Source organism: Microcoleus sp. B3-D2, assembly GCF_036705345.1.
GTDB lineage: Bacteria > Cyanobacteriota > Cyanobacteriia > Cyanobacteriales > Microcoleaceae > Microcoleus.
On the sequence record NZ_JAUBUG010000055.1, the window covers coordinates 1 to 25,933 of the forward strand.

At 46.4% G+C, this 25,933-nt stretch carries 23 protein-coding genes and 1 pseudogene; 11 read left to right on the top strand and 13 right to left on the bottom strand.

All coding sequences use genetic code 11. The annotated features are described in order from the left end of the window. On the top strand, positions 1-584 hold a 584-nt coding region (locus tag QUB14_RS19990; RefSeq protein ID WP_333214214.1), incomplete at its 5' end, for a transposase. Between the two features lie 57 nt (positions 585-641). Here the strand turns inward: QUB14_RS19990 and QUB14_RS19995 are convergent. Continuing rightward, positions 642-977, bottom strand: coding sequence for a hypothetical protein (locus QUB14_RS19995; RefSeq protein WP_333214212.1), 336 nt, complete (start codon positions 975-977; stop codon positions 642-644). A gap of 94 nt (positions 978-1,071) precedes the next feature. Here QUB14_RS19995 and QUB14_RS20000 point away from each other — a divergent pair, with 94 nt between their 5' ends. From QUB14_RS20000 to QUB14_RS20030, 7 genes and pseudogenes are all read left to right on the top strand, one after another. After that, entirely contained in the window at positions 1,072-1,212 is a 141-nt protein-coding gene (locus tag QUB14_RS20000) for a hypothetical protein (RefSeq protein WP_333214210.1), read from the top strand. Positions 1,213-1,296: 84 nt separating this feature from the next. Beyond that, positions 1,297-2,112, top strand: a complete 816-nt coding sequence (locus QUB14_RS20005) for an endonuclease NucS domain-containing protein (RefSeq protein WP_333214207.1) — start codon at positions 1,297-1,299, stop codon at positions 2,110-2,112. Further along, positions 2,099-2,806 (top strand): annotated as a pseudogene (locus tag QUB14_RS20010) (IS1 family transposase). The gene QUB14_RS20005 and the pseudogene QUB14_RS20010 overlap by 14 nt, the downstream one beginning before the upstream one ends. A 99-nt stretch (positions 2,807-2,905) precedes the next feature. Next, positions 2,906-3,292, top strand: coding sequence for a hypothetical protein (locus QUB14_RS20015; RefSeq protein ID WP_333214205.1), 387 nt, complete (start codon positions 2,906-2,908; stop codon positions 3,290-3,292). 168 nt (positions 3,293-3,460) lie between these two features. Next, a complete protein-coding gene (locus tag QUB14_RS20020; protein ID WP_333214203.1) occupies positions 3,461-4,099 on the top strand; it encodes a histidine phosphatase family protein in 639 nt (212 codons plus the stop codon). Between the two features lie 145 nt (positions 4,100-4,244). Then, positions 4,245-5,012 (top strand): YebC/PmpR family DNA-binding transcriptional regulator, encoded by a 768-nt coding sequence (locus QUB14_RS20025; RefSeq protein WP_333214201.1) that lies wholly within the window; start codon positions 4,245-4,247, stop codon positions 5,010-5,012. Between the two features lie 10 nt (positions 5,013-5,022). After that, positions 5,023-7,269 carry a restriction endonuclease gene (locus QUB14_RS20030; RefSeq protein ID WP_333214199.1) on the top strand — a complete coding sequence of 749 codons (2,247 nt, stop codon included), beginning with the start codon at positions 5,023-5,025 and terminating at the stop codon, positions 7,267-7,269. 116 nt (positions 7,270-7,385) lie between these two features. Here QUB14_RS20030 and QUB14_RS20035 read toward each other — a convergent pair whose 3' ends face one another. From QUB14_RS20035 to QUB14_RS20065, 7 genes are all read right to left on the bottom strand, one after another. Next, on the bottom strand, positions 7,386-9,260 hold the full coding sequence (locus QUB14_RS20035) for an adenylate/guanylate cyclase domain-containing protein (RefSeq protein ID WP_333214197.1): 1,875 nt from the start codon (positions 9,258-9,260) through the stop codon (positions 7,386-7,388). A 159-nt stretch (positions 9,261-9,419) separates the two neighbouring features. Beyond that, positions 9,420-12,728, bottom strand: a complete 3,309-nt coding sequence (locus tag QUB14_RS20040; protein ID WP_333214195.1) for a PAS domain S-box protein — start codon at positions 12,726-12,728, stop codon at positions 9,420-9,422. A gap of 378 nt (positions 12,729-13,106) precedes the next feature. Continuing rightward, the gene (locus QUB14_RS20045; protein WP_333214193.1) at positions 13,107-16,226 is read right to left on the bottom strand and encodes an SMC family ATPase; all 3,120 of its coding nucleotides are present in this window, start codon (positions 16,224-16,226) and stop codon (positions 13,107-13,109) included. Positions 16,227-16,290: 64 nt separating this feature from the next. Continuing rightward, a complete protein-coding gene (locus QUB14_RS20050; RefSeq protein WP_333094263.1) occupies positions 16,291-16,632 on the bottom strand; it encodes a type II toxin-antitoxin system PemK/MazF family toxin in 342 nt (113 codons plus the stop codon). Then, positions 16,625-16,954, bottom strand: coding sequence for a hypothetical protein (locus QUB14_RS20055; protein WP_333297286.1), 330 nt, complete (start codon positions 16,952-16,954; stop codon positions 16,625-16,627). The genes QUB14_RS20050 and QUB14_RS20055 overlap by 8 nt, the downstream gene beginning before the upstream one ends. A 410-nt stretch (positions 16,955-17,364) precedes the next feature. After that, positions 17,365-18,495 carry a hypothetical protein gene (locus QUB14_RS20060; protein ID WP_333297289.1) on the bottom strand — a complete coding sequence of 377 codons (1,131 nt, stop codon included), beginning with the start codon at positions 18,493-18,495 and terminating at the stop codon, positions 17,365-17,367. 213 nt (positions 18,496-18,708) lie between these two features. Further along, positions 18,709-19,005, bottom strand: a complete 297-nt coding sequence (locus QUB14_RS20065; protein ID WP_333214187.1) for a hypothetical protein — start codon at positions 19,003-19,005, stop codon at positions 18,709-18,711. Between the two features lie 148 nt (positions 19,006-19,153). On the opposite strand from QUB14_RS20065, the gene QUB14_RS20070 reads away from it, so the two are divergent. Then, entirely contained in the window at positions 19,154-19,693 is a 540-nt protein-coding gene (locus tag QUB14_RS20070) for a cyclic nucleotide-binding domain-containing protein (protein ID WP_333214185.1), read from the top strand. 107 nt (positions 19,694-19,800) lie between these two features. Here the strand turns inward: QUB14_RS20070 and QUB14_RS20075 are convergent, their stop codons facing one another. The 4 genes from QUB14_RS20075 to QUB14_RS20090 form a co-directional block, all read right to left on the bottom strand. After that, on the bottom strand, positions 19,801-20,214 hold the full coding sequence (locus QUB14_RS20075; protein ID WP_333214183.1) for a hypothetical protein: 414 nt from the start codon (positions 20,212-20,214) through the stop codon (positions 19,801-19,803). 97 nt (positions 20,215-20,311) lie between these two features. After that, on the bottom strand, positions 20,312-21,172 hold the full coding sequence (locus tag QUB14_RS20080) for an FAD-binding domain-containing protein (protein ID WP_039886485.1): 861 nt from the start codon (positions 21,170-21,172) through the stop codon (positions 20,312-20,314). A gap of 18 nt (positions 21,173-21,190) precedes the next feature. Then, positions 21,191-21,505 carry a hypothetical protein gene (locus tag QUB14_RS20085; RefSeq protein ID WP_333214180.1) on the bottom strand — a complete coding sequence of 105 codons (315 nt, stop codon included), beginning with the start codon at positions 21,503-21,505 and terminating at the stop codon, positions 21,191-21,193. Next, positions 21,506-22,777, bottom strand: coding sequence for a transposase (locus tag QUB14_RS20090; protein WP_333214178.1), 1,272 nt, complete (start codon positions 22,775-22,777; stop codon positions 21,506-21,508). It abuts the gene before it with no gap. 119 nt (positions 22,778-22,896) lie between these two features. Here QUB14_RS20090 and ribD point away from each other — a divergent pair, with 119 nt between their 5' ends. Together ribD and QUB14_RS20100 are read left to right on the top strand one after the other, a co-directional pair. Further along, positions 22,897-24,072 carry a bifunctional diaminohydroxyphosphoribosylaminopyrimidine deaminase/5-amino-6-(5-phosphoribosylamino)uracil reductase RibD gene (gene ribD / locus QUB14_RS20095; protein WP_333214176.1) on the top strand — a complete coding sequence of 392 codons (1,176 nt, stop codon included), beginning with the start codon at positions 22,897-22,899 and terminating at the stop codon, positions 24,070-24,072. A 45-nt stretch (positions 24,073-24,117) separates the two neighbouring features. Continuing rightward, positions 24,118-24,714 carry a hypothetical protein gene (locus QUB14_RS20100; protein WP_333214174.1) on the top strand — a complete coding sequence of 199 codons (597 nt, stop codon included), beginning with the start codon at positions 24,118-24,120 and terminating at the stop codon, positions 24,712-24,714. 286 nt (positions 24,715-25,000) lie between these two features. Here QUB14_RS20100 and QUB14_RS20105 read toward each other — a convergent pair whose 3' ends face one another. Continuing rightward, a complete protein-coding gene (locus QUB14_RS20105) occupies positions 25,001-25,912 on the bottom strand; it encodes a PPC domain-containing protein (RefSeq protein WP_190657500.1) in 912 nt (303 codons plus the stop codon). Between the last annotated feature and the right edge of the window lie 21 nt (positions 25,913-25,933).

Below are 25,933 nucleotides of genomic sequence, written 5' to 3' on the forward strand. Positions count from 1 at the left end.
AAGTCCTTATGAAACAACCAATTGAGGTTCGCGAACAAGTTGAGGAAGTGAGTGTTGATATGTGGGGTGGATTCCCTCAAATTATCAAAAAAGTATTCCCAAATGCTCGAGTTATTATTGATCGTTTTCATGTAATAAAAGTAGTTAATAAAGACTTAAATAAGTTACGTATAGCAGCCGGAATAACAGACAGAAAAAGTAGATATTTATTATTAAATAATCGAGTAAATTTAAATTCACAGCAGATTTATAAATTAGAATTGACACTAGGTAAATCAGAATGTTTGAGAATTGCGTATGAGATGAAAGAAAAATTTAGAGAAATATATGAGACTAATTTGACGGTCAAAAAAGGGCAGAATAAAATCAAAGAATGGCTAAATCATGCCAAAGTATTTTTTAGAGAATCTGCATCAACAATTGAGAATCATTTTGAGGGCATTTGCAACTACTTTCTTGATCGCACCACAAGTGGAGTCATGGAAGGAATCAACAATCGGATTAAGTTGATAATGCGACAAGGGTATGGTTTTTCTAATTTTAATAATTTTAGGAATCGCGTATTAGCTTGCTTTGGTGATTAGAAAAAGTTATAACCATAAGTTCAGGAGAGCCCGCTGTTAGGGCTGGGCGCGTCCAAATTACTGAGGGCATGGCAATTCGCGATCGCTCCCTAGACTATCTGCCCATTGCTTAACCCGATCGTGCGGAATGCCCGTCTTGTTTGTCTGGTAATCTTGCAAGGCTGCGAGACTCAAGGCGATTGTTTCTTCTTCGCTGAGGGGTTGAAACTCGTTTGCTGTGTCAATTTCTCCCCACTGATATCCCTCCGTTTCCTCGGCAATTTCTGCGATTAGGCGTTCAAAGTCGCTGAGATTACCGTTGGACTGATTCAGCCATGAAAGCACGATCGCCTTAACCGAATCGCTGGGCATGGCTTGAATTTGGGCGTGGAGTTGCTTTATAGATTGAGCCATTGGACCATACAGAGTGACTGATGTAATTTTAGCGCAGTGTCAAATATAGGACTTACACAAAAATGGTCTGCTCCGCTATTGGTTGGGGTCAGGTGTGCAGTGCAAGCCCGCCACAGGCGTGCGATCGATCGGCTTTGCCTCATCCTACCGGTTGGCAATCGGTAATAATAAGATTTACTATCGATCGCTGTTGAAAAAAAAGCAGATCGAGCGATCGCCCGCAACAAATTTTTAAGGCTTTGAGGGTCTTCTTCACCACTCCTGAGCGGACTACAGACATTAGTGGTAAAATTGGTTAAAGACTTTAAGAAGTGTCAAAATGCTAAGCAGCGCCGCATTGAGGAGAACAGGGTCTGGGTGGGAATTTGCAAGTGAAGAAGCGTTAGAGGATTTTGTCGAAGTTCACTTGCAAAGCTTGCTGGGTTTGACGGTCATCAAGCGGCAATTCACTGTCAACGAGCAAAGATCCGATATTATAGCGGTGGACGAGAATAAACGGTTAGTTGTGCTGGAGTTGAAAAACGGCGAAGATAGATATGTCGTTCAGCAGTTAACCCGTTATTACGATGCTTTGTTGGAACACAAACCTTTTGCCGATCGCGTGGATTACGATCAACTCGTTCGCTTAATAGCAATTGCGCCAAAATTTCACAGAGATAATTTTACCGACAGGAAGTATCACGGGCTATTTTTTCAATTTTTGCAATTTGCGCTCGTTCCTGACGGAAAAAATTTATATTTACACTTGAAAGATGTAGATGCCGAACATACTTCACAAGTAGAGATTACATATCAAGAAAGAGAAAGCACAGAGAACATACCCAGTCCACCCAAAGCACTTTTGAAACTTTTGAGTAATTGCGAGCTTAGTCAACAGCAAGAAATATTAAAAACTAGGCATAAGCTTCTCTGTTTTGATAAGCGGATGGAAGAAGTTGTGTCGGCTGGCAGTATCAAGTATGGAAATGGAAATAGTAAAAATAGTAAATTCTGCGCTGAGTTGTGTTCGGATAGTAAAGGAAGTATAATCTTATTTCTGTGGTTGCCCTTAAAAGGTCTGGTAGTAGTGCATAGTAATGGTACACTTGAGGTCAGAACCCTGAAAAATTTCAGTCAAGTCGATGAATTGTCCTAAGTGCCAATCAACCCAAATCATCAAATACGGACACACCCACTACGGTAAACCCCGATTTCGCTGTCTTGCTTGTGGACGGCAGTTTGTGGAAAATGCTACTCGAGGGCCCATAGATGAAGCAACTCGTAAGTTGATTGATAAACTGTTACTCGAACGCTGTTCTCTGGCAGCCATTGCACGAGTAACGGGTGTATCTGAGCGCTGGTTACAAATGTACGTCAACCAGAAATTTTATCAGACCCCCAAGAGACTGGAAATCACTAAAAAAAACCAGGCCGGCTGACGATTCAGTTAGACGAGATGTGGTCATTCGTTGGTTCCAAAGATAACAAACAATGGATCTGGTTAGCCATTGATGCAGACAGCCGTGAGATCGTGGGGGTATTCATCGGCGATCGTTCTCGTCAAGCAGCCAAAGGGCTTTGGCAATCATTACCGGCAGTTTATCGCCAGTGTGCTATCTGCTACACCGATTTTTGGGAAGCTTATGAGCAGGTGCTACCAAGAAAGCGGCATCGAGCAGTTGGCAAAGAAACCGGAAAAACCAGTTACCCACAAGCGCTTCAACAACACCCTGCGCCAGCGAGTTGGGCGATTGGTTCGTAAAACCTTGTCGTTCTCCAAAAAATTAAGCAATCACATCGGTGCGGTTTGGTACTTTGTCCATCATTACAATGCCTCCCTACGGTCTTAACCATTACTATGCACTATTACCAAAGGTCTGACAAGTAAAACTCTTGGCAGAGCAAGAATCTGGACTGATTGGGATGGCAATGCTTTGATAGAGGGCTACGTGTCAAGCGGAATTGGTGCTAAAGTTAGCTCTAACAAGAAGGTAATAGCTAATCAAACAGAAAAAGTAAAGCTCAACATAACAAATATCCAACAGTGGCAACAAAATTATAGATATACTTATTTTAATGAAAAAAAATTGATCGAGTATATTAACAGCGCCATTAAAATTATTAAAAGCTCTGCGGCATCTAAAATTTTTACTTATGAAGAGATGAAGTATATAGATTTAGCTAAGGATGTGAAAGAGGTTTTTATTAAAATGAACATTGCCCAGCGATATCCGAACATCTTAGAAACTATAGACGAGTTAGATAAGCGCGCCTGTAAATTTAGTTCAGGTCAATTAATTGATTTAGCCCTGCAAAAATGGCTGGAAAGACTTTAAGGGGAAAAATACGATCGCGCCCCATTACCCCTTACCCAATCCACTATCCATCTGCGTCTATCTGCGTGCATCTGCGGTTAAAAAAAATCTCATCAATAGCTTCGCAACAAATCAAATTAACAAACTTTGATATAATATTACACCTAGAAGCAAAACTCAAACCAACTCATGCCACAAACAGTCTGGATCGCACGACACGGAAACCGCATCGACTTCGTTAACCCCGACTGGTTTCTCACCGCAGAACGCCCCTATGACCCCCACCTTTCCGAAGACGGTCACGTTCAAGCTAAACAACTAGCCAATCGCCTCAAAGGTGAAGGAATTTCTCATATTTTTGCTTCCCCTTTTCTGCGAACTGTCCAAACAGCAAATCACGCGGCCGAAGCTCTCGATTTGTCAATTAAACTAGAGTGGGGACTGTGCGAATGGCTGAATCCGGAATGGATGCCAGAAATGCCAGAAACTGAGTCCGTTGAAGCTTTGTGCAAGCGTTTTCCCAGGATTGATGCTTCCTACAAAGGCGGTATTGCTAATTATCCCGAAACTGGGGAAGCTTGTCTCAAAAGGGCGGGGGAAACTGCTAAACGCCTCGCGGCTGAGTTTCCCGAAGATATGTTATTAGTAGGTCACGGTGCGTCGGTTTTAGGAACTGCGATCGGGCTGGCTGGCTGTGTTGAAACGGAAATTAACGCTTCTTTGTGCTGTTTGGTGAAAGTGGTGCGGGGTGAGGGAGAATGGTCGATCGCACTTAATGGCGATACTTCTCACCTGAGTGACTCTGAAACGGTGATCCGGTTTAATTAAAGTTGAGATTCGTGCGAAAAATCGCATTTTATGCTATTTGTGTAAGGTGCGCCGAGGTGTACCCTACGTTAATCGGATTTCTCCGAATCTGGGTGTTACTGTTTAATCTCGATCGCAAATTTTAAATCTCAAATCTCAAATCGGTATGGCTGGACACAGTAAGTGGGCGAATATAAAACGCCAAAAAGCTAGAGTTGATGCCGTTAAAGGCAAAGTTTTTGCTCGAATATCTCGCGAAATTATTGTCGCGGCCCGCAGCGGAGTTCCCGATCCCGCTGGCAATTTTCAACTGCGGACGGCTATTGAAAAAGCCAAGGCGGCGGATATTCCTAATGAAAACATAGAAAGGGCGATCGCCAAAGGTGCCGGCTTAGCGGGGGGAAGTTCCGAATTAGAAGCTATTCGCTACGAAGGTTACGGCGTTGGCGGGGTTGCTATTTTGATTGAAGCGCTGACAGACAATCGCAACCGCACAGCGGCTGACTTGCGAGAAGCTTTTACTAAAAATGGCGGCAACCTGGGCGAAACTGGTTGTGTGGGCTGGATGTTTGACCACAAAGGAGTTTGTACGGTACGCGGCCCGATTGATGAGGAACAATTGTTTGAAGCGTCGCTAGAGGCGGCTGCGGAATCTTATGATTTGATATTAATTGATGAGGATACTGAAGGTGCAGAGGTATTTACAAGTGTGGCTAATTTGGAACAACTGGCTGATGTTTTGAAACAAAAAAAATTTGCAGTTTTGCAGTCAGAAACTCGCTGGATTCCCAGCAATACAGTGGAAATAGACACTCCTGAAAAAGCTCGATCGCTCCTTAAGTTAATGGATGCACTGGAAGATTTGGACGACGTGCAAAGTGTGACGGCGAATTTTGAAATGACAGATGAATTGATGTCTTCGGTCATGGTTTAATGGTTGAAAGATGAGGGATTGGGAGCGTCCTGCTGGCACTCCAAAAGACGAAACTAGCCAGCGGGACGATCGCGCTACACTATTACCAGGAAACGAATCCCCATCTGTACGCGAGGGGGGAGTGTCAATCCAAGGAATTGCTGAAAAAGCTGCATTGAAAATCTCAACCCCCAGTAAAGCCATGCTAGACAACGAAAGCAAAAAAGACAGCACTCACTCACAAGAAGTTCTCTCAGTAACCGAAGTCTCAGAAACCAAGGATAAATCCAAATCGGAGGTGCAGGCTGAACCAGGGGATAAATCCAATTGGTTCGGTTCCGTTTTCGGAGCCGTCTCTGCAAGCGCGAGTGCGGTGGGGAGTGCGGCGGCGAGTGCTGGAAGTGCGATTGTTGATACGGCGAGTGCGGTGGGGAGTGCGGCGGCGAGTGCTGGAAGTGCGATTGTTGATACGGCGAGTGCGGTGGGGAATGCCGCCGGCACTGCTGGAAGTGCGATTGTTGATACGGCAACTGCGGTGGGGAATGCCGCCGTCAGTGCTGGAAGTGCGATTTTTGTTAATACCGCGAGTGCGGTGGGGAATGCAGCGGCGAGTGCGGGAAGTGCAGCAATGCAAGTTCCCAATTTTTTTGGTTCATCCCTAGTTTTTATTTCGCAGAGTCCTATCCTGAAAAAACTGACCCAAAATTTCAAAATCGACTGGTTAGTTAATGCTATAGATGCTGTTGATGTCGTAAATGCCGAGGCGCAAGTTCGAGAGTTACAGCGCCAATATCCTCACGAGAAACCCGAAGAGATCGCACATCACTTGATGGTGGAAAAAGCCTTGCTAGCGGCAGGAAGTGGCTTGGTGAGCAGTTTAGTTCCCGGCGTGGCTTTGGCGTTGTCTGGCATGGATTTAGCGGCAATGACGGCGTTATCTGCCGAGTTGGTTTATCAAATTGCTGCCGCCTATGGCATGGATTTGCGATCGAGCGATCGCAAAGCAGAAGTTGTCGCTATTTTTGGTTTGTCCTTGGGTAGCAATTTAGCGATCGAAGCTGGAGTTACGCTTGTCAGCAATATTCCCTTGGCGGGTGCGGTAATTAATGCTAGCGCCAGTGCGACAATGATTTACGCGCTGGGATACGGTGCTTGTCGGTTTTATGAAGCGCATCTCGATTCCTCGGAAATCGAAACCAAGCTCGAAGATTTACAAGAGGTATTGCAAGCGGAAAGTGAGCAATATTTAGAGACAGCGATCGCACAAGAAACGGTGATGGATTGGATTTTGGTGTATGTCGTCTATGCCAGCAAAAAATTCACCCGATGGGATGAGTTATTACCGGAATTACGAGCGGCGAATTTAAATCCCAGGACTTTAGCTGAGATTGAAGCTGTGACAAATAAGTCTAAATTGCTTCCCAAGTTGGATATTTTACTCGCACAACTCGAACTTGACTTTGCCGAACCACTTTTAAAGCGATGCACTGAGATCGTCGAGGCTGACGGTGAAATTAATCAACAAGAGGGGAAAATTTTGCTGACAATTCAACGGGCTGTTTTGAGCAAAAGAAAGCAAGCTCAAAAGCCAGCCCAGCCAACTTCGATCGAGGATGGGGTATCGGAAGCCACTGAAGCACAAACTGAAGTCCAAGCTGAATCACAAATTCCCTCTTTATCTTCTGATTCTCCTTCTACTAATAAGTTGAGTTCGAGTATGCTGCAAAATTTCCAAAAAATCATAAAAGTTGCTGGGCGATTAGACGTGTCAAAGATTGCGAATTTAATAGATACTGAATCACAAGCTCCCCCCTTATCTTCTCATTCTCCTTCTACTAAGTTGAGTGCAATTCTGCTGAAAAAATTCAAGCAGATTTTAGCAGGTTCTACGCGGTTAGAAGTGGCAGAGATTGGGTATTTAATCGATCAGGTCGATCGCATGACGGGAGAAGAGTTTGAGGAATTTTTAGCCTGCTGTTTCCGCAATCTCGGTTATGCGGTCGAAATGACACCCAAAACGGGCGATTTTGGTGCGGACTTGATTCTCTCTAAAGCCCGCAAGAAAACCGTTGTCCAGGCAAAACGCTATCAAGGAAAAGTGGGAAATTCCGCCGTGCAAGAAGTGGTTAGTGCGGTTAAGTATTACGGGGCGCAAGATGCGATCGTTATTACAAACAGTATGTTTACATCCAATGCTCATAAACTGGCTCAAGCGAATGGGGTACAACTCTGGGGAAGAGAACAGTTAATTGATTTAGTGATGCGAGCTAAAAAATAACTGTGTGCAAGCTTTTATAGTGCGAGCGTCCCCCCTCGCTTGCTTATACCAAAGATGCTTTTTACAAAAATTGAGATGCTCCCCAAGAATCCCCGTCTATGAAAGAACGGGGAGTGTCAATAATCTTTTTTCCCAGTTAGTAAATAAGTAACCATGTATCCCTTGCCCTTAACTTGAATGGCGCCGCGCTTCTGAAAAGTATATTTATCTTTTAATAGCTGGTAGGTTTCGGTGGTGACTTGAATGCAGCCAGTAATCCCGTGGGATTCCATGCGCGAAGCAATATTTACTGTGTCGCCCCAGAGGTCATAAATAAACTTTTTTAAGCCGATGACGCCGGCAACGACAGGGCCACTGCTAATCCCAATCCGAATGCTGAAAGGTTCCGAATGTTCTAAACTCAGGAGCCTAATTTCGTGCAGCATATCGATCGCCATGTTCGCAACCGCCTCGGCGTGATCCTCTCGGGGCGTCGGCAAACCGCCGACAACCATGTAAGCGTCACCAATAGTCTTAATTTTCTCCAAACCGTGGCGATCGGCCAAGTGGTCAAAAGCCGAAAAAATATCGTTGAGCACTTCCACCACCGCCGTCGCTGAAATTCTCGACGAAAGCTCTGTAAACCCCACAATGTCGGCAAACATCACAGTTACTTCCGCAAAACTTTCGGCGATATTGTGTTCATTGTCCTTCAAACGCAGGGCGATCGCTGCCGGCAAAACGTTCAGCAGCAGTTGCTCGGATTTAGCTTGTTCGAGTTCCAACTGTAGGTAAGCAGCCTGCAACTGTTCGGCTTGGCGAATTCTTTCTCCGGCTAGCTTTTCGATTTGGGCGGTGCGGCTCAAAGATGTCAGCATATATGTCACCGGAATCAAAGTCCACAGCATCCCCATCGTCAGAGTTCCCCAAGAGCGCCAGTGCTTGCGAATCCTGCGAATTTCCGGCGTTGCAGACACGTACATAGACCACTGGCGGCTGCTAATTTTCAGCCGCCTTCTGCAAGCTGTATAGTTCGGGCCTGGATTGTCAAGAATCGGGCAGTTTTGCATCAGGGCTCGGTCAACAGTGGCTGATGCTGGAAGCACTTGTTGGCTCGCGGATTGGAACTGCACCGCAAATTGCTGAATTTGGCGCTCAGCAGGGAGATTTTTGAGAACTTGGTTCCCCGTTTGGGGTAACAGCGACGGTGCTTCTTGCTTGTCTGGAGCCTCGCTAACGAGATAAATATTGAGGTAGTCGGTATTGCGTCCTTTTAAAGAGGTTTGGAAAATATCTTTGCCTCGAAATACGCCCAGAACAAATCCTTGTAGCAGTTGGCGACGGGATTCCAGGGTAGTGGGTTTACTGCTGTTTTCGTAAATCGGAACTATGGCCAAAAGACCCAGTTCCGGGGAATTGCCCTGAGTTAGGCCGATGTAGTTGGTGATAATCATTTCCCCTGTATCGCGCCCTCGATCGAGCGCGACGCGGATTTTTGGGTGGGAGGCGAGGTCAAAGCCCAATACTGTCTCGTTTCCGGCTGTTGGTTCGACGTAGAACGCCGGGAAGTATTCGGAACGCTGGAGGGCCTTGCGGAGTTCTCCTCGCGGGCCGCGCTCTGTAATCTCGAAGCTGGGCTCTGTTTCGGTTCTAGCTTTGGTTTCGTAGTTGCGCCGCTGCGAATTCGGGACGCGGGGGGCCCAAGCCAGGAGTTGCAGGCTGGGGTGGACGGATAGGGGCCGGGCGACAAACCGGGCAAAAGAGGAACGCTCGACGGCGCTGAAGGCTTTCATGTAGTCGCTGAGGGCTAGAACAGTATCTAAGTCGGAGTTGAGCTGGCGTTCGATGCCGATCGAAATATCGTCGATGCGGCGCTGCATTTCGTAGTCGCGGCGCTTGTCTTCCCAGTCCCAAACCAAGGCGAATGCCAGAACCGACAGTCCGACACCCAAAGCCAGCGTCAACCCGGCTGGAATGTAGCGAGACCAGGATAAAGGTAGTTTTTTCAGCATAATTGCCTAGCGAATAAGGGCAGCAGATTAGCACACCGCTGAGTGCGATTTGTTCCGGCCTCTGAGTGCGGTTAATTCAAAACCCTGATAACTCAAGCACCGACGGCAATTGGGAATTAAAAGTTAGATATTTAAACTTTTAGATTAAGGGACGATCGCTCAGCAGGGGATTTCAATCCAGAATTCCGCTCCCTGTCCGGGCGCTGAGATGCACCGCAGGCTTCCCTTATGTTTTTCTACCACAATCTGATGGCTGATGGATAATCCTAAGCCGGTTCCAGCCCCTACGGGCTTGGTGGTGAAGAACGGGTCAAATAGCCGCTTGCGAACGTCTTCGCTCATTCCCGGGCCACTGTCGGCGATGCAAATTACAATGCGATCGCAATCACTGAGCTGGTTTTTACTGTGGCTTTTCAGGCCAGCTTTTTTCATGAGGGTGCGAATCACGATCGTCCGAGGTTGCGGTTGGTTTTCTAAAGCGTCGATCGCATTGCTGATAATGTTGAGAAATACCTGGTTTAACTGCCCCGCACAACAGTGAATTTTCGAGATTTTTCCGTATTCTTTAATAATTTCAATCCGGCTTTTTTTACTTCCCTGATGCAATCGGTGCTGCAAAATTAACAGCGTACTGTCAATTCCTTCATGAAGGTCTACCAACTTCATTTCTGATTCATCCAGTCGCGAAAAATTCCGCAGCGATAACACAATTTTACTAATTCTTTCTATTCCTACTCTCATGGAGTTTAGCATCCTGGGCAAGTCTTCCTTCAGGAAATCCAGATCTAACTCCTTAACTTTTTCAGAAATCTGAGCTACTGGGGACGGGTAGCATTCCTGGTAGAGGCTTAAGACTTCTATTAAATCATGAAAATAGTTGTATGTATGAGAAATATTGCCGTTAATAAAAGTTGCGGGATTGTTGATTTCGTGGGCGATGCCAGCCACCATCTGACCGAGACTCGACATTTTTTCGGATTGAACTAATTGGATTTGAGCGTGTTGTAGCTGTTCGTAGGCTTCTTGCAATTGGGTTGCTTGTTTTCTCAATTGAGATTCTGAAGCTTGGAGTGCTGCGGCGGAAATTTTGCGGTTAGTTATATTTTCAATCATCCCTAATTTGTAAATAGCTTTTCCTTCGGCGTCTCGAATCAAAGTAGCTGTCACGTTTACCCAAACAATTTTACCTGTAGCGGCAAGCTGGCGAATTTCAATTTGATAGCTATTAGTTTCTCCCCGCTCAAGATAATGAGCAACTTCGAGGTTTTTTGAATAATCTTCGGGGTGCCCAAGTTCTATAAATGTTTTGCTCAGCAATTCTTCGGCGGTATATCCCAGCATTTCGCAGTAAGTTTTATTGACTCGCACTAACTTGTTATCGTCTAAATTGGCTAAGTAGATAGCGATGGGTGCATCTTCAAAAATCGTGCGAAATAGTTCCTCGCTGGCCCGGACTTGAGCTGCTAGGGAAAGCCTATCTGTGATGTCTTCAAACGTAGACAAAATGCCGACAACATTGCCGGAATTGTCGTGTAAAGGTATTTTATTTGTATCCAGACAGCACTGGGTGCCGTCGGCTTGCATTTTGGATTCTATGATGTGATATTCTGGGGTGTTTGTTGCCATGATGCGACGGTCGCAGGCTCGAAAAATTTCTGTTTCTTCGGGCTTCCAAGGCATATCGAAGTCGGTGAGGCCAGCGATTTCACTGGGGTGATTGAAACCTGCGACTTTGGCAAAGTTTGTGTTGCCTCCCAAGTAAACTAAATCTCGATCTTTCCAGGCAATTAACTGAGGGATGTTGTTGATTACCGACCACAGCATATTTTGGGATGTTTGCAAGGCTTCCGTGCGTTCTAGGACGCGCTTTTCAAGTTCTTGATTGGCTTGTTGCAGGGCCATTTTTGATTCGCTGAGGGCGATTTCTGCTAGCTTGCGATCGCTGATGTCGATTGTCACCCCTTCCCACAGTATATCGCCCCCAGGTTGCGCTTCCGGGCGGGCAATGCCGCGAATCCATTTCAGTTTTCCCGATGGCGTTACGAGCCGCCCTTCATATATCCAAGGTTTTAAAGTTGCGCCGGAAATTGCGATTGATTCTAAAAGGACTTTTAGGTCTTCTGGATGCACCGTTGACCACATTAAATCCGAGTTTTCTTGAACTTTTTCTGGATCTAATTCGTAGAGTTCCCAACAGCCTGAACTGACATAAATGAATTCATCGGAACCGTCGGGATGCAGCAAGTATTGATAAATCATTCCCGGCACGTTGGCGGCCATTTTTTGGAATCTGGCTTCGCTTTGCCGCAGTGCTGATTCTGCAAGTTTGCGATCGCTAATGTCAATCAACAAGCCGTCCCAAATAATGTCATCTTTATCGCCGGGTTCTGGCCGGGAAGCCCCGCTAACCCACTTAATCCGATCGCCCGCAAAAACAAATCTGCCTTCCCACCGCCAAGGCTCTAAAGTTTTAGCTGAGATAGCAAGAGATTCCTGGAAGCTGGGCGCATCCTCTGGATGAATCATTTCTAGAGCGGGAATAGCTGAATTTTGGAGTACCTCTGGTTCTAGTTCCCAGAGTTCGCGGCAGCCGGAACTGACGTAGGGGAATGACATAGTGCCGTCTGCTGCTAACTGAAATTGATAAATCATTCCCGGAACGTTGGCGGCTAGTTTTTGAAACCTCGCTTCGCTTTGCCGTAGTGCTGTTTCTGCTTCTACGCGAGCGGTAATATCGTAAAATGCCGATAAAATTGCTGCTTCGCCGTTAAAATTAATCGAGCGCATCGACATTTTCACCCAAAACAAACTGCCGTTTGCTTTCCTGAGGCAAATTTGTTCGCTGTCGCTAAAGCCGTTTTGTTTGACTAATTCTATCAATTGACGGCGGTCATTGATATTGGCATAAAGTTCAATTTTTTTGCGTCCGATAAGTTGTTCGGAACTAAAACCTAAACTTTCCCCGAGGGCAGGATTTGCATACAAAATAACGCTGTCTTCTAGGCGCGTAATTGACATGGGAACGGGAGTCACAGTGGCGATCGCCCGCAATCTTTCTTCGCTTTCTTGCAGGGCTGTTTCGGCTGCTACTCTTTTGCTAATATCGTTCTGAACTCCGATAAAATGAGTTAATTTTCCCTCGTTGTCTAGGATGGGGGAAACGATTAATTCGTTCCAAAAAGGAGTTTTGTCTTTGCGATAATTTTTTAGAACTACCTGAATTTCCGTTCCTGCTCGCAAGCTGCTGCGGAGTTTATCTAATTCGGCCTGATCTGTATCGGGGCCCTGCAAAAATCGGCAGTTGCGTCCAATAACTTCTTCGGCACTGTAACCGGTCAGTTTCTCAAAAGCAGGATTGCAGTAGATAATAGGTATGTCAGGCCTGCGAGCATCCGCGATGAGGATGCTGTTGCTCGACGCTGCGATCGCCCGTTCTAGGAGAGACAGGTTGAAAGAGTCTGTTGTCATCAGTGGCAAGCTCCAAACTCCCGAGGAGCGGAATGAACAATAAAAAAATATAAATAGCTTGAGCCATTCTTATTCTATTATCTTATTTTTAATTCAGCTTTGTTAACAAAGTCAGCAGCCCAAAAAAGCCGACGGGGGAGACGACTAATACCATTTTAGATTTTAGATTTTAGATCGGCAATGACTGATTCCATTATGGTTTGGACCACGGGCAGACAATTGCCTTCTTTTGGGGAATTTAGTATAACCAAAGACATTCCGCACTTATCCAGAAAACAGAAGGTGAAAATAGCGAAGGGGGAAAGAAAACAGAAGGTGAAAATACTAATATTTTCAACTTTTTTTCTTCTCCTCCTTCCATCCGGCTCGTCAACCCTTTTAAATTGACAAGCTGATGGAAGAACCCTGAGCAGTTTTGCTTACTTCAATCCTGGCTTGAAAAGCTTCTTTCAGGTGGGGCATATGGGTAACGGTGAGGATGCAGGCGAAGTCGGAGGCGATCGCATTAATTGCAGCAATCAGCCGATCGCACCCTTCAGCATCCTGAGTCCCGAACCCCTCATCAATAATCAACATTTGCAAAGCCGTGCCCGCCCGCTGAGACAGCAGTCTCGCCAGGGCCAGCCGAATCGCAAAATTAATCCGAAAAGCTTCACCGCCCGAGTAAGTTTCGTAGGCGCGAGTACCGCGAGCATCAGCAATTAAAATGTCTAAAGTGTCAATCAATTTAGTTGCTTTTTTAGAAGCAGCAGCCCGCTGAGTAATAAATTGAACGTGCAATTGATTCGCGCTCAATCTCGACAATATCTGATTTGTTTCAGCTTCGAGTTGAGGCAAAACATTTTCAATCATTAAAGCTTGAATGCCGTTTTTACCAAAGGCTTGACCCAACTCTTGATAAACTCGCTGCTGGCGTTTGGCAACTTGCATTTGCTCTTTTTGAGCTACTAGCTGAACTTCCAGAGTTTCCAGATTTTGCTGCTGCTGCTGGAGGCGTCCGAGACTTCCCAAATGTTGGTCTAGCTGCTGGCGGCGGCGACTCATTTGCTGTTCGATCGCACTTATGCGGGCTGTGGGATCGGGATGTTCTTGCAATTGCTGGTTCATCGCGGCAGTTTGAGCGCTGACAGCTTGCAACTCTCGATCGCGCACGGCGATGGAATTTGCTATTTCATTAACCCGCTGCTGCACTTGCGGGTACTGCTGAGTGGCCGCTCGCAGTTTTTCGGCGCGGGCGATCCAAAACTGCGAGCGGCGCATTTCGCTCCGCACGTGTTCGTGCTGCTCCAAATTATAGCCAACTTCCGCAATGTATCTATCTAAAGACAGAATTTGCTGCTGTATTTCCGAGCTATTTTTTTGCTGTTCTAACTGTTGCTGTACTGTGGCTAATTGAGTTTGCAAATCCGGGCGACGGGCATTAATTTTATTCAGTTTCTGCTGAGCGTCTTTGATTTGAGCTTGCTTAATCTCCGCCCACCGCAAGCGCTTTTCATCGCTGCGGGCGAGGGAGTGGCTGCTATCGCTGTAATTGAGCTGTTGCAGTTGCTGTTCGATTTGCTTTAGTTGGCCCAAGTCCTCGGCTGCATACTCGCCGGTGCGTAGCAACCGCTCTATTTCTGCAGCGTCTTGACGCATACTTTGCAGGCGGTTTTCATCTTGGCCCAGGCTATCTAATTGTGCTTGTAAATGACTGCGGCGTTCCCGCAATTCTTGGTAGGGCGCTAATTCCTCTTCTAGTTCGCGGTATTCATGTCTGAGAACTTGAATTTCGCGCTCGGAGACGGCCAACTGTTCGCGGACTACCCACAGTTGGTTCCAGATTTCCTGCTGCTGGGTGTGGTGTTTTGTGACTACCAAATTCCAGTAGTGTTCGTCTAAAGGTCGATCGCACAAAGGACAATTGCCAAAATTTGCATCCCGCACCATTAAAGGCGAATTCGATGGCTCGTTTTCCGCAAAATTCGAGGCTTTATCTTCGCCTGCGGTTTTTTCTCCTTCATGTTTCCGCAGCAGTTGCAGTTTTTGGTCGATCTCGGCGAGTCTGGTTTGATAGTCGCGGCTTTTGGCTTGCAGGTTTCCTAGAAAGTCGTGCCTTTCTTGACCTTTTTCGCGGACTCGCTGCTGATAAACTCGCTTGTTTTCCAACTGCAAAATTTGATTGGCGATGGCGGAGATTTCCTGCTGTAATTGCGGCTGTCGCTGCTGCTGCTGAACTTGCACCTGTCGGTTGATTTCGTCTAAGCGGGCGGTTAAACCGGCGCGGGCGCGATCGAGCTTTTGTTGCTTTTGCTGCTGCTGTTGTAACAGTGGCGAAACTTGCAGTTGCAGTTGCTCTAGTTCGTTGAGGCGCGATCGAACTGCTTGCAACTGTGCGAGTCCTTTATCAACCTCCGGCTGCTGTTTGAGAATCTCCAGAACATCTTTTTCATCTTGTTCTAAAACCTCTAATTGAGCTTGCAACTGCTGAATTTTGCTTTGCAAAAAGCTCAGTTCTTGCCGTTGCTGTTCTTGCAATTGCTGACGCTGATTTTGGGCTTGTTGGTTTGCCTTAAATTTGCCCGCCAGAGTTTCTTCTGTGGCTTGCAAGCTCTGGAAATACGCGATGCCTGCTGTTATTTCCTTTTCTTGCCCTAGGAGGGCTTGCAGCTCATTTTGCTGCTGTTTGGCTGCGCTGAGTTCTTGCTGCAAGCGGCGGCATTCTTGAGTGATATTGTAGTGCTGTTGCTGGTGGCCGGCGAGGAGTTTTTGCCAAGTTTGGCGGTTGTGGTGCTGGAGTTGCAGTTGCTGTAACTCGGTTGTGTCGGCTTGCTGCTGTGAAGAGAGCAAATCGGTTGCTTGCTGCAATTGAGTTTGTTCGGAGGCGATCGTCTCTTTTTGTTGCAGTTGCTCTTGTACGGTTTGCAAACTCTGTTTGAGCACTTCGACTTGAGCTTTAAATTGTTTGGACGTATCTTTGGCTTGTTCGGATAAAGTATCGTAGGAGTCGAGTTTGAGCAGGTTGGCTAAAACTTGTTTGCGTTCGATCGGCTTTTTGAGCATAAATTCATCAGCTCGCCCCTGCCGCAAATAGGCGGAGTTGATGAAAGTATCGTAATCTAGTTTGATGTGTTCGAGGATTTTTTGCTGAGTTGTTCTCAGGCCCTTGTCTGTGAGCGTGCGAAAATTAAGTTTTTCCTCGGTTACGGCCGAATTCAAGCTGACTTGAAACTCCACACTTCCCGATTGTCCGCGCCGCCGGTTGCGAATCACCCGGTAGATTTGGCCGCCGGTGGAGAAAGTGAAATCAACGCGCACATCAGTTTCGCCGATGTGGATGATATTGTCTTCTGTATCGCTGCGGCAACAGCCCCAAAGTGCCCAGCATATGGCTTCTAAGAGGGAGGATTTGCCAGCACCGTTAGGCCCGCAAATGCAAGCGGTGTGCAGGCCGCGAAAGTCTAAAGCAGCTTCGCGATAGCTGAGAAAATTTTTGAGTGTAAGTTGTATAGGAATCATTTAGGCCATCGCGCCATACAATCTATCTATAAATAACACTATTTGTACGCTGTTGCCTAGTTATTCAATCCAGATCCAGAACAATTGTCAGTGCTTCTGCAATTTCTTCCATAATTGTCTCGGACAGGGTTCCGAGTTGTCGGACAAATCTTTGTTGCGAGACGGAACGGACTTGAAAAGTATCAGCGGCGGAGAGTTTCGCCAAGCCATTTTCTGATGTCGGTTCGAGCTGCACCATCCAATCAAGTGGGGAAAAAAGATCGTTCCATGCTGTAATTGGAACAATTACTTTGAGCCGCAGATTTCCCACTTCATCATCGCTGACAACCACAACAGGTCTAGTTTTGCCAATTTCATCTCCCACCGTTGGATCTAGTCTGACAAGCCAAATTTCGCCCTTACGCATTAGTTTCTACCCCTGCGCTCAGGTATTCTTCCTCGGAATCGAAATACGGTTCGCTGTCGGGCGACCACAAATCGTGCAGCGGCCCTCCTGGTTCATACAAAGGAACCGCTGCTTCTGCGGCGGCTCTGAGTCTCCGCTTTCTCTCGGCTTTGCGCTGGGCTTTTTCTTCTATTTCTTCGCGCATCATCCTCGAAGCTGTTTCAATGATTTCTAGGCGTTCTTCTGCTGTCAGGTTTTTGAGTGCTGCTAAGATTTCTGTTTTAGTCACGGTTTTTTCGGGTGGTGGGTGAGAAAGTGCGATCGAGCCCATATCTTGCAACATTTTCAAGAACAGGCTTTCCGGCCTGTTCCACAAAGAGTGAATTTGATTGTGGGATGGGCATCCTGCCCGTCCATAAAAAGCTTATTGAATATGACGCAACATCTCATATCATTTCCGGTTACACCGGAATGATGTTGACGGTTGACTGTTGACTGTTGACTGTTGACGCCGTGAACAGTCAACCGTCAACAGTGAACTCGAATTTACTATTCCGATGCTAACGGATTTGATATCAGATCGATCCAACCATCATTATATCTTTCACAAAAATCAATCTCGGCGCTCTCTGCTTGTGGCGTACCCTACATCGATCGCATAGGCAGATTTTCCATAATCAAAAAGGGTTGACTGTATTCCTACAGCCAACCCCGCGCCTATTTATTTGTCCTGCGTTTGCTCAAACAGCAACACTACCGGGCCATATTCGGGAACGTATAGCCGACACCGACTAACAATCCCACGTCAGCTCCGTCAACAAAACCAATATTCAATCCCGCTGTTGCTGTTAAATTTCTCGTCAGCGGCACATCTACACCCCCCGAAATCAGGAAGCCAAAATTACCGTCATCCCCGGTAGTAACTATCACGCCAGCACCTGCATAGGGAGCAGCACTAATCACAAAATCCTCGCTGACTTCGACGGTTTGTTGAGATACAAAATCGAAGGTAACGGGAACTACAAGAGTTAAGTTGTCGCGGAACAAAACAGTAGGTCTCACCGACAAATTGTTCGTCAAACCGATTTTGCTAATAATCGCAAATGAACCGTCGCCTAAGGCTGAATCTCCGCCAAAACCTACATTGCCGCCAATGCCGACGTAGCTGGGCCCAGAACGGGTTGCTCGGCCTGGTCGGATTTGAGTTCCTTGAGCCACTTTTTCAGTTGGTTCTGAGGCAGTTTCAGTTGGTTCCGAGAGAGTGGCCGGTTTTTCAGCAACTTTCGGTTGGTTTGTCAGAGCTGAGGCGGAAGTGCTGACAGGATTGCTCAACAATTCTTGTGCTGTTTGGACTTCTTTTTCTTCCTTCGTTGCTGTTACTTCAAGATTATTGCTCTCGGCAACAATTGAGGTAGGTCGATCGCTCTTTTTTGCAGTCTCGACTGTTGACTGCACTTCGACACCATTATCAGCAATTTTAGCAGTTTCTTCCGAATTTTCAGTTTCAGCAGCAATAGAGGTATTTTGCGCTGTTTCTGTCTCAGCAATTTCAGATGTTGCTGCTTCCGATTTTTCGGGTGCAGCAATAGATACTTGCAAGTTGGCGGCAGGTTCAGAGGCGACTGGCTCTGCCGCTTCTGTTAGTTCGCTCCAACTGATAGAATCAATTTTTTTATTACTAGCCGTTGTTTCTGCGTCTGGCTTAACTGCTGAAGTTGCTGTCGGCTCAGAAATTTGGTCAATATTTTGAGCGGCTATTGTTGCAGTTGTAGCGACATCGGCCAAGTTGCCAGTTTCAGCTTTCGCTGACATGGTACTGCAACAAACAGCTAAAGCTGCAAGATTTATTAACGCAAAAGTAGACTTGGAAAATAGACTATTCATAGATACTCCTCAATGAAGGGTGTGTTAAAAGTGTAAGTGTTTGAGGGCGACCGTCAAGAGCTTTGCTAAAAAAAGACACAAATATGAGTTGTGTTGTTCCTAGATTGCCATTTTACCGTTGAATAGTCAACTCTCAAGCTGATTAGATTCAAGAACGGACGGTGGGTTTAGAGGCTAATTTTAATTTACCGATCGATCGGCAAAAAATCAATCCTAGGGATGATTGCACCCTTGCTCCTGTTTAATTGAGAGGTCGATCGCGCGTCTGGCTGGCATTCTACAATACTGTACTTGGGGGCGCTGCACTAGCAGCCACGCCGGAAAAATCCGGTTTTTGAGGGCGCACCAGCTCGAAACCAAGAGACAACAAGCTTTCAAAACAGTTTTGGCAGCCCCGCCCTCCAAAGCAAGTGCAGTTAAAACAACGCGATCGGCTGCTGCACAGTCCGTGACAATTAATGTAGAATAATACCACCGATCCGAGAAATATTTGTGGCTCGATCGTGTCAAAATTACTGAATATTATGAAAATTGTGTAAAATTTAGTGTTCTATTTGTAAAGTTTAGCCTTCGCTTTCGCTCAGGGTCTGACCATCTAACAACAGCACGCAACTAAACAAGTAAAAAAATACAAATTATCTCATCTCAAGCTGACTTTATGAGCAAAGTTCTAGTCATTTTAGGCGAATTGAGCGATCGCGACATCGATTGGATGCTCGCCAACGGCACCCGCACCCAAATCCTCCCCGGCACAACCCTCATCACCGAAGGTAAGCCCTTAGACGCCCTGTACATAGTTCTGGAGGGAACTTTGAGCGTTGCTGTATCATCTTTGGGCGACAAAGAAATTGGAAAAATTATTGCCGGGGAAGTTTTGGGCGAAATGTCTTTTGTAGACGGGAGGCTTCCTTCTGCTACCGTCACGGCAATTGAAGAGTGCCTCATCCTGTCAATTCCGAGGCGGCTGCTAACTGAAAAACTAGAGCAAGACGTGCTTTTTTCCCTGCGGTTTTATCGGGCGATTACCAAATTTCTTTCGTCGAGACTGCGGGGTACAGTCCAGCGCTTCGGCGATGATAGTGATGGTTTAATATATCAAGATCCCGACGACGAGGGGGCTATCCCGGAAAATGTCGAAAATCCCGATTTGGCGGCATCGAGATTTCAATGGCTGTTGGAGCGTTTGAAGGGGAGTTGAAGGAAGAGGGAAGAGGGAAGAAGGAAGAGGGAAGAAGGAAGAGGGAAGAAGAGAAAAGAACACCTCTTTTCAATTTACAATTTCCAATTTCCACTTCCCAATTACAATTAGAAAACATATTTTTCAGCGACGCGCCAATAGCGAGAAAAACGCTTCAAATCAATGTAACCATCGTAGGGGACAAAGGGTTCGGGTGGCAAAACTTCTACAGGGTGCGATCGCTTAATTTCCCGGCAAATATCCTGAAACCGAGGACTGGGACTTTCCGCAGTCACCACTTGATTCGCGCCGGATTCTTTAGCAAAAGCGATAACTTCCGCAGCCACATCGCCCCGCCGAATAACTACCGGCAACTCCAGCAAACATTCGTAAATAAACACCATTCGTTTGAGACTCAACTGCCATTCATCAATGAGTGCATCATCCCAAACCCAGATTGCCGGTGCCTCTGGGTGCGCTTTAAAAGCCGGGCCTTCAGGACTCAAACAGTCGCCGTGCAGCCAAATAATCGGATTGTTCATAAATTGGGAATTGGGAATTGGGAATTGGTAATTGAGAATTGAGAATTGGTGTTAAATCCGTTAAATCCGAAGAAAGCGAATCGGTTGCCGAACTTCCTTAATTTTTCCGGCGCTTTTGAAAGTCTTGCCAACTTTTAGAACCGCCGCTACGATCGACCTTTTCTCCCTGAGGAAACAACTGCCCTTCCAAATATTCGTAAGTTCCCTCAAAATCGCATTGCCCGTACATCGGACAATCGCGACAATAAACCGCCTTAGTGTAACGCTCCAAATTTTCCCGATTAAAAAAATAAGGTTTGTGACTAAAAGTGCTTGCTACCCACTGCCAAGAAAGATTATTGCTCGCCGGATCTCCATCTAGCAAATGTTGCAAAAACCAGCGAGCTCCGGCTTGCCAGCGCACGCGGCGCCAGTGTACCAGATAAGCGGCAGTCCACATCCGCTGGTGATTGTGCAAATAACCAGTTTCTCGCAACTCGCGGCTGAAACTGTCGATGCAAAACAAACCAGTCGATCCCTCAATGACATCCTCCGGCAGAGTTTCGCTGTAATCTTTAGCAGTGTAGCCAGTTTTGTAGGGTTCCCGGTCTTGCCAAATCCCGTTGCCCAATTCCGCGTACAGTCGCTGCCAATAATCCCGCCAACCCAACTCGTTGACGAGTTTTACTGCCTCTTCTCGATGCCGCACCTTCTCCAGCACGGCATCCCGGACTTCCGCCAGACTCAAAACTCCGTAGCGCAAATAGGGCGACAAGCGCGTTATCGCACCGTTGAGGAAATTGCGGGTTGAGGCGTACTTGCCGGGATCGACTTGTTGCAGGGCTGTCTCGGCTGCTTTCCGCCCGCCTGGGGTTGGGGGTACGCTGCTGTCCCGGGCGGCGGCTTCGGGGAACTGTTCACGCACGTAGGCAATTAATTCGTCGCGGCTGGCAAATTCCCGCTTCATGTCCTGACTCATTGTTTTTTCAAGCGCCTGCTATTCTTTCCTCATGTTAAAGCTATTTGTTGGGGCGTGCCTGCCCGATCGCCCTAAATTGCCCTTCACTCCTGGTAACTCACATCTTGCACCATTGTCAGCAACAGGCTGTCCGGCCTGTTCCACAAAAGATAAATTTTCTTGTGGAACAGGCCGGACAGCCTGTTCATAAAAGGCTGATTGAGAATGGTGCAATATCTCAGTGGTAACGTACAGTTTGCCCCAGCCGCAATCGATCGTCGGATCGCAGCCAAAATTAGCATCAAAGTCAGTACACTCAGGGATAGATATCATAGCTAGTAAAAGTATAGTCATTTATTGCATGACATGGGAGGCGTTAAGTCCCTCCCCCTTCACTTTTACTTTGAGCGGATTGACCCGCCTCGGCTGAACTACGCAGCTCTCTATCCCATTGCTAAACGCATTTGGGATTGCTTTTCTCAGGATGTTGTAAGAAGCATTAATATCGGAATTAATTAATTGACCAACTGATGTCTTGTACAAACCTCTTTTGATTCGCTTACCACTAAATACGACATCATCAGCGCCAGTATGCCCATACACAGGAATCGGATCTAGATTCAGGAAACTTGAGATAGAGGTGTAAGATTCCTCTTGCACGATCACCTTAATTCCAACCAATCGAGCCTTGTATTCCAACATTTTAATCAGTTGAGCGTGAGCAATGCTGACAAAGTTTTGATTTGTTTGCTTTCCCAAGCCAATCTCGGTTTTCCATTGTGCATTCTTGCCAACTACTAGCGTCCCAATTTGTTTTGCAACTAAAAGATCGACTATCAATCGACTGGCGTGATGCAAGTAATTATCGACTTTTTGGTTTCGACAGCGAGTTAAACGCTGAATGCGAGGTGAACTCTTGCGGCTTCCTTTTAACTGAGATTGTAACTCTGCTTTACGTTTGTTATAGAACTGATTAATCGATTTCAATGGTCGCCCGTTAATCAGGACAGGGATAAAACCCGGCTGATTTGAAGTTAGCGCCACCAAATTATTCAGTCCTAAATCAATACTAGCTATAGATTTATCGTCGCTGACGGTGGACTCCGGTTGATTATAAATTACCTCGACTATATAAGAATCGCATTTGGGAACCAGTCTAACTTGACAAATCCGATCGGGATTTACTTGGGTCTTGATTAGGATTTCCGTACCCGAAAGTTTGATGATTCCTTTCTGCAATTGCTTGCTACTAATTGCCTGAATTGTATAGACAAGAATGTTTCGACCTTTGACTTTATCTTTGTACTTCGGTAGCTTCGGGCGACCCGTGAATTTAGAGCAATCAATTTTGTAAGCTTTGACTGCTTCAAAAAACGATTTCCAATTCTTGTCCAATACCATCAAGATTTGTTGGCTGACCTTAGCTGGTAAAGCCTTGTATGCTTGATGAGACTTCATCAAACGGTTCATCTCGTTGTAGTTAATGTAACCCCACCCATAGACAAAACTCTGACGGATGACGTAGTTTGCGGCATTGTAGAGATTCTTCGATTTAAAGGCTAATTCATCAATCTGGGCGAAACGGAGTTCCGTCTTTTTAATAATATGCCTCTCTGCTAGTTGCATTCATAGTCCCCATTTTTTGATTCATTAATTGTTCTTTATTTGACTTTCATGACTATATGATACTACTATTGTTTATAGATGCTTAAAATCTTATTGAAGTTTCACAATACCAAAATCTTATGGAAACTTTTCCGGCGGACGCTCAAGCGATCGCCAGCTTAGCTAACGGACAGCAGCAAGGTACAAAACAACTGGACAACAGCGAAATTCAAGAGTTCGATCGAGCCATGATGCGCCGCTGCATAGAATTGGCTCGCCGCGCTCTCGGCAAAACCGCACCCAACCCGCTTGTCGGTTCTGTAATTGTCCGAGACGGCAAGATTGTCGGCGAAGGGTTTCATCCCGGTGCCGGTCAACCTCACGCCGAAGTTTTTGCGCTCCGGGAAGCGGGGGAACTCGCCGAAGGAGCGACCGTCTACGTGAACCTGGAACCCTGCAACCACTACGGCCGGACTCCCCCCTGTTCCGAAGCTTTAGTTAAGGCCAAGGTGGCAAAAGTAGTGGCTGGCATGGTCGATCCGAATCCTTTGGTAGCTGGAACTGGGCTGGCCCGGTTGCGAGAGGCTGGCATTGAAGTGGTGGCGGGAGTGGAAGGGGAAGCTTGCCAAAAACTCAACGAGGCTTTTGTACACCGGATTTTGTACCGCCGGCCTTTTGGAATTTTGAAATATGCAATGACTTTGGACGGTAAAATTGCTACCAGTAGCGGCCACAGCGCTTGGGTGACAGGCGAGGAGGCTCGGAGCGAGGTACACCGGTTGCGCGTCGGCTGCGATGCTGTGATTGTTGGGGGAAATACGGTGCGTCTGGACAATCCTCTACTGACAAGTCACCAGCCTGATAGGAATAATCCCCTGCGGGTGGTGATGAGCCGCACTCTGGATTTGCCGAAGTCGGCTTGGTTGTGGGAAACCTCTGTGGCGGCTACTTTGGTGCTGACTGAACCTGGGGTTAACCCGGAATTTCAGGAATTTTTGATCGCCAAAGGGGTGGAAGTTGTGGAATTGTCGCCGCTGACGCCGACTAATGTTATGGCTTATTTGTACGATCGATCTTTTCTTTCTGTACTCTGGGAGTGTGGTGGCACTTTGGCGGCCGAGGCAATTGCTGAGGGTGCAGTTCAAAAAATTATGGCTTTTATTGCTCCTAAAATTGTCGGCGGCCAAGGAGCTCCAACTCCTGTAGGAGATTTGGGGTTTTCGGCAATGACTGATGCTTTGGCTTTAGAGCGGGTTTCTTGGCGCGCAGTGGGTGCAGATTGTGTGGTGGAAGGCTATTTGAAAATTAAAGATTGAAAGTTAAAAGCGAGTCTTTCTAGTTTTTGATTTTTAACTCTTTTTATGGTTGAAATTCTGATTTGGAGTTTGATGGTTGGCAGTCTCGGCTTGGAGGCGGCGCTCGCGGGTGTATTGGTGAGCCGCGAGCAATTGGCTGCGTGGCAAAAATACAACGAGGAGGAGGAAGTTTTGACTCGGTACGAATCTCAAGAAGATAATTTTAATGCGCCTGAAAATGCGCGCTCGAATGGCAATCCCAAACCCGCTCCTAATGCTGTTGATTTGACGGTTTGGGAGTACAAGATTGTGCGGGCTAGCAACGATTTGTTTCGCAATCCTGCGATTTTTCACAAGCTGTGCCAAGAAGAAGCGGAAGTTGGCTGGATTTTGCTCGAAAAGCTCGATGACAGGCGAGTGCGGTTCAAACGTCCGATCGCGCTGCGGGACGCCCCGAGGCCTAATTTACCCACCTTTGACCCTTACCGCACTCATTACGGCCCGATCTCGAATGCGATGACTTGGGCTGCGACGATCGTGTTTCTGAGTGCGATCGTGCTTCCCGCTGTTTTGGGCTATGCTTTGGTGTCTACTACTCTAACCAGAAGTCGCTCTAATTGGCCTCCGGCACCTGTTCAATCTTTGCCCTCTCCCAGGGGGTAAGAAACTAATAAGTGAAATATCGGCTCAATGGAAGATGGAAGATGGAAGAGAGAATTGTTTGTTTTAATATCAAGTACGGTCAAAAATTTATAATTAGGTTTGTAGTGAGGACGTAAGTCTTCTCTTCTCTTAAGAGGGTGACAACAAACAATTATATTATAAGTCATTAACCGGACAGTATCTAACTGACAAACCCGCAGAATTATTTAATTATAAATTTTTCTTTAATTCTGCATTCTGTCTTCCACCTTCTGATTTGGACTGCCTTCGAGTGTAAACCCTCATGTCATAGAAGCGGCGTGGGAGAAGGAGCGGAAAGCAATCTCAAGTCATAATTTGTATCGCCTTGAAATTGAGAAACGCGGACGAAATAAATCCCCGCAGGTAAAGGGCCATTGCTGACAATTGTTTCTGAAGCCGTGCTTAAATTGTTAGACGAAGCAATCAGATCGTCTGATCCAACTGCGCCGTTGCCGTTGATATCTTGAATTAACTCAATATCAACATCTGCACTCAAACCGTCAACAGTTACACTGAAAAGGCTGGGAGTATTGAGGATGAAACTGTAAATGTCGGCTGGTTCAGCAGCTCCCACAAAATCGCTCGCCGTTTGAATTTCTGTCAGAATGCCCAGGCTTTTTGCTGCGTTCAAATTGTCTGCGGGATCGGGTAAAGTGATCAAAAGTCCTTCTTGTTGACCGAATTGAATGTAGTGGTCGATCGCACTTTTAACTGCGCCACTATTGACTGCTGCTGCTACCAGCGGATATTTTTCTAAATAAAAGCTGGGATCGAAGAAAACGCTGGGTTTGCGGTTTTCTAATTGGCCGGCTTTGAAGTAGTGTTCAAATGGGGTAAATTGATTTGCTTGGACTGCTGTCTGAACGTCGGGGTTGCTTGTTAGATAAAAATTAACATCGAAGAATGGGTTGGGGTTGCGTCGTTCAAATTGACCGTATCTGATAAAGTGGTCGGCGACTGAAACGCCATTGAGTTTGACTGATGCCGCTACATCTGTATTGGTGTCTAAATAATAGCTGGCGTCGAACAGGGCATTGGGGTCGCGATTTTCAAATTTGCCAATTTTTCGGTAGTGATCGAAGGGACTCGATACCGTGCCTCTGGCAACTGCTACGGCGACATCTGGGTTGTTTTCGAGATAAAATTTGCTGTCGAACAGTGTTCTGAGGGTTAGCATTATTAAAAAAATCTCTCTGGA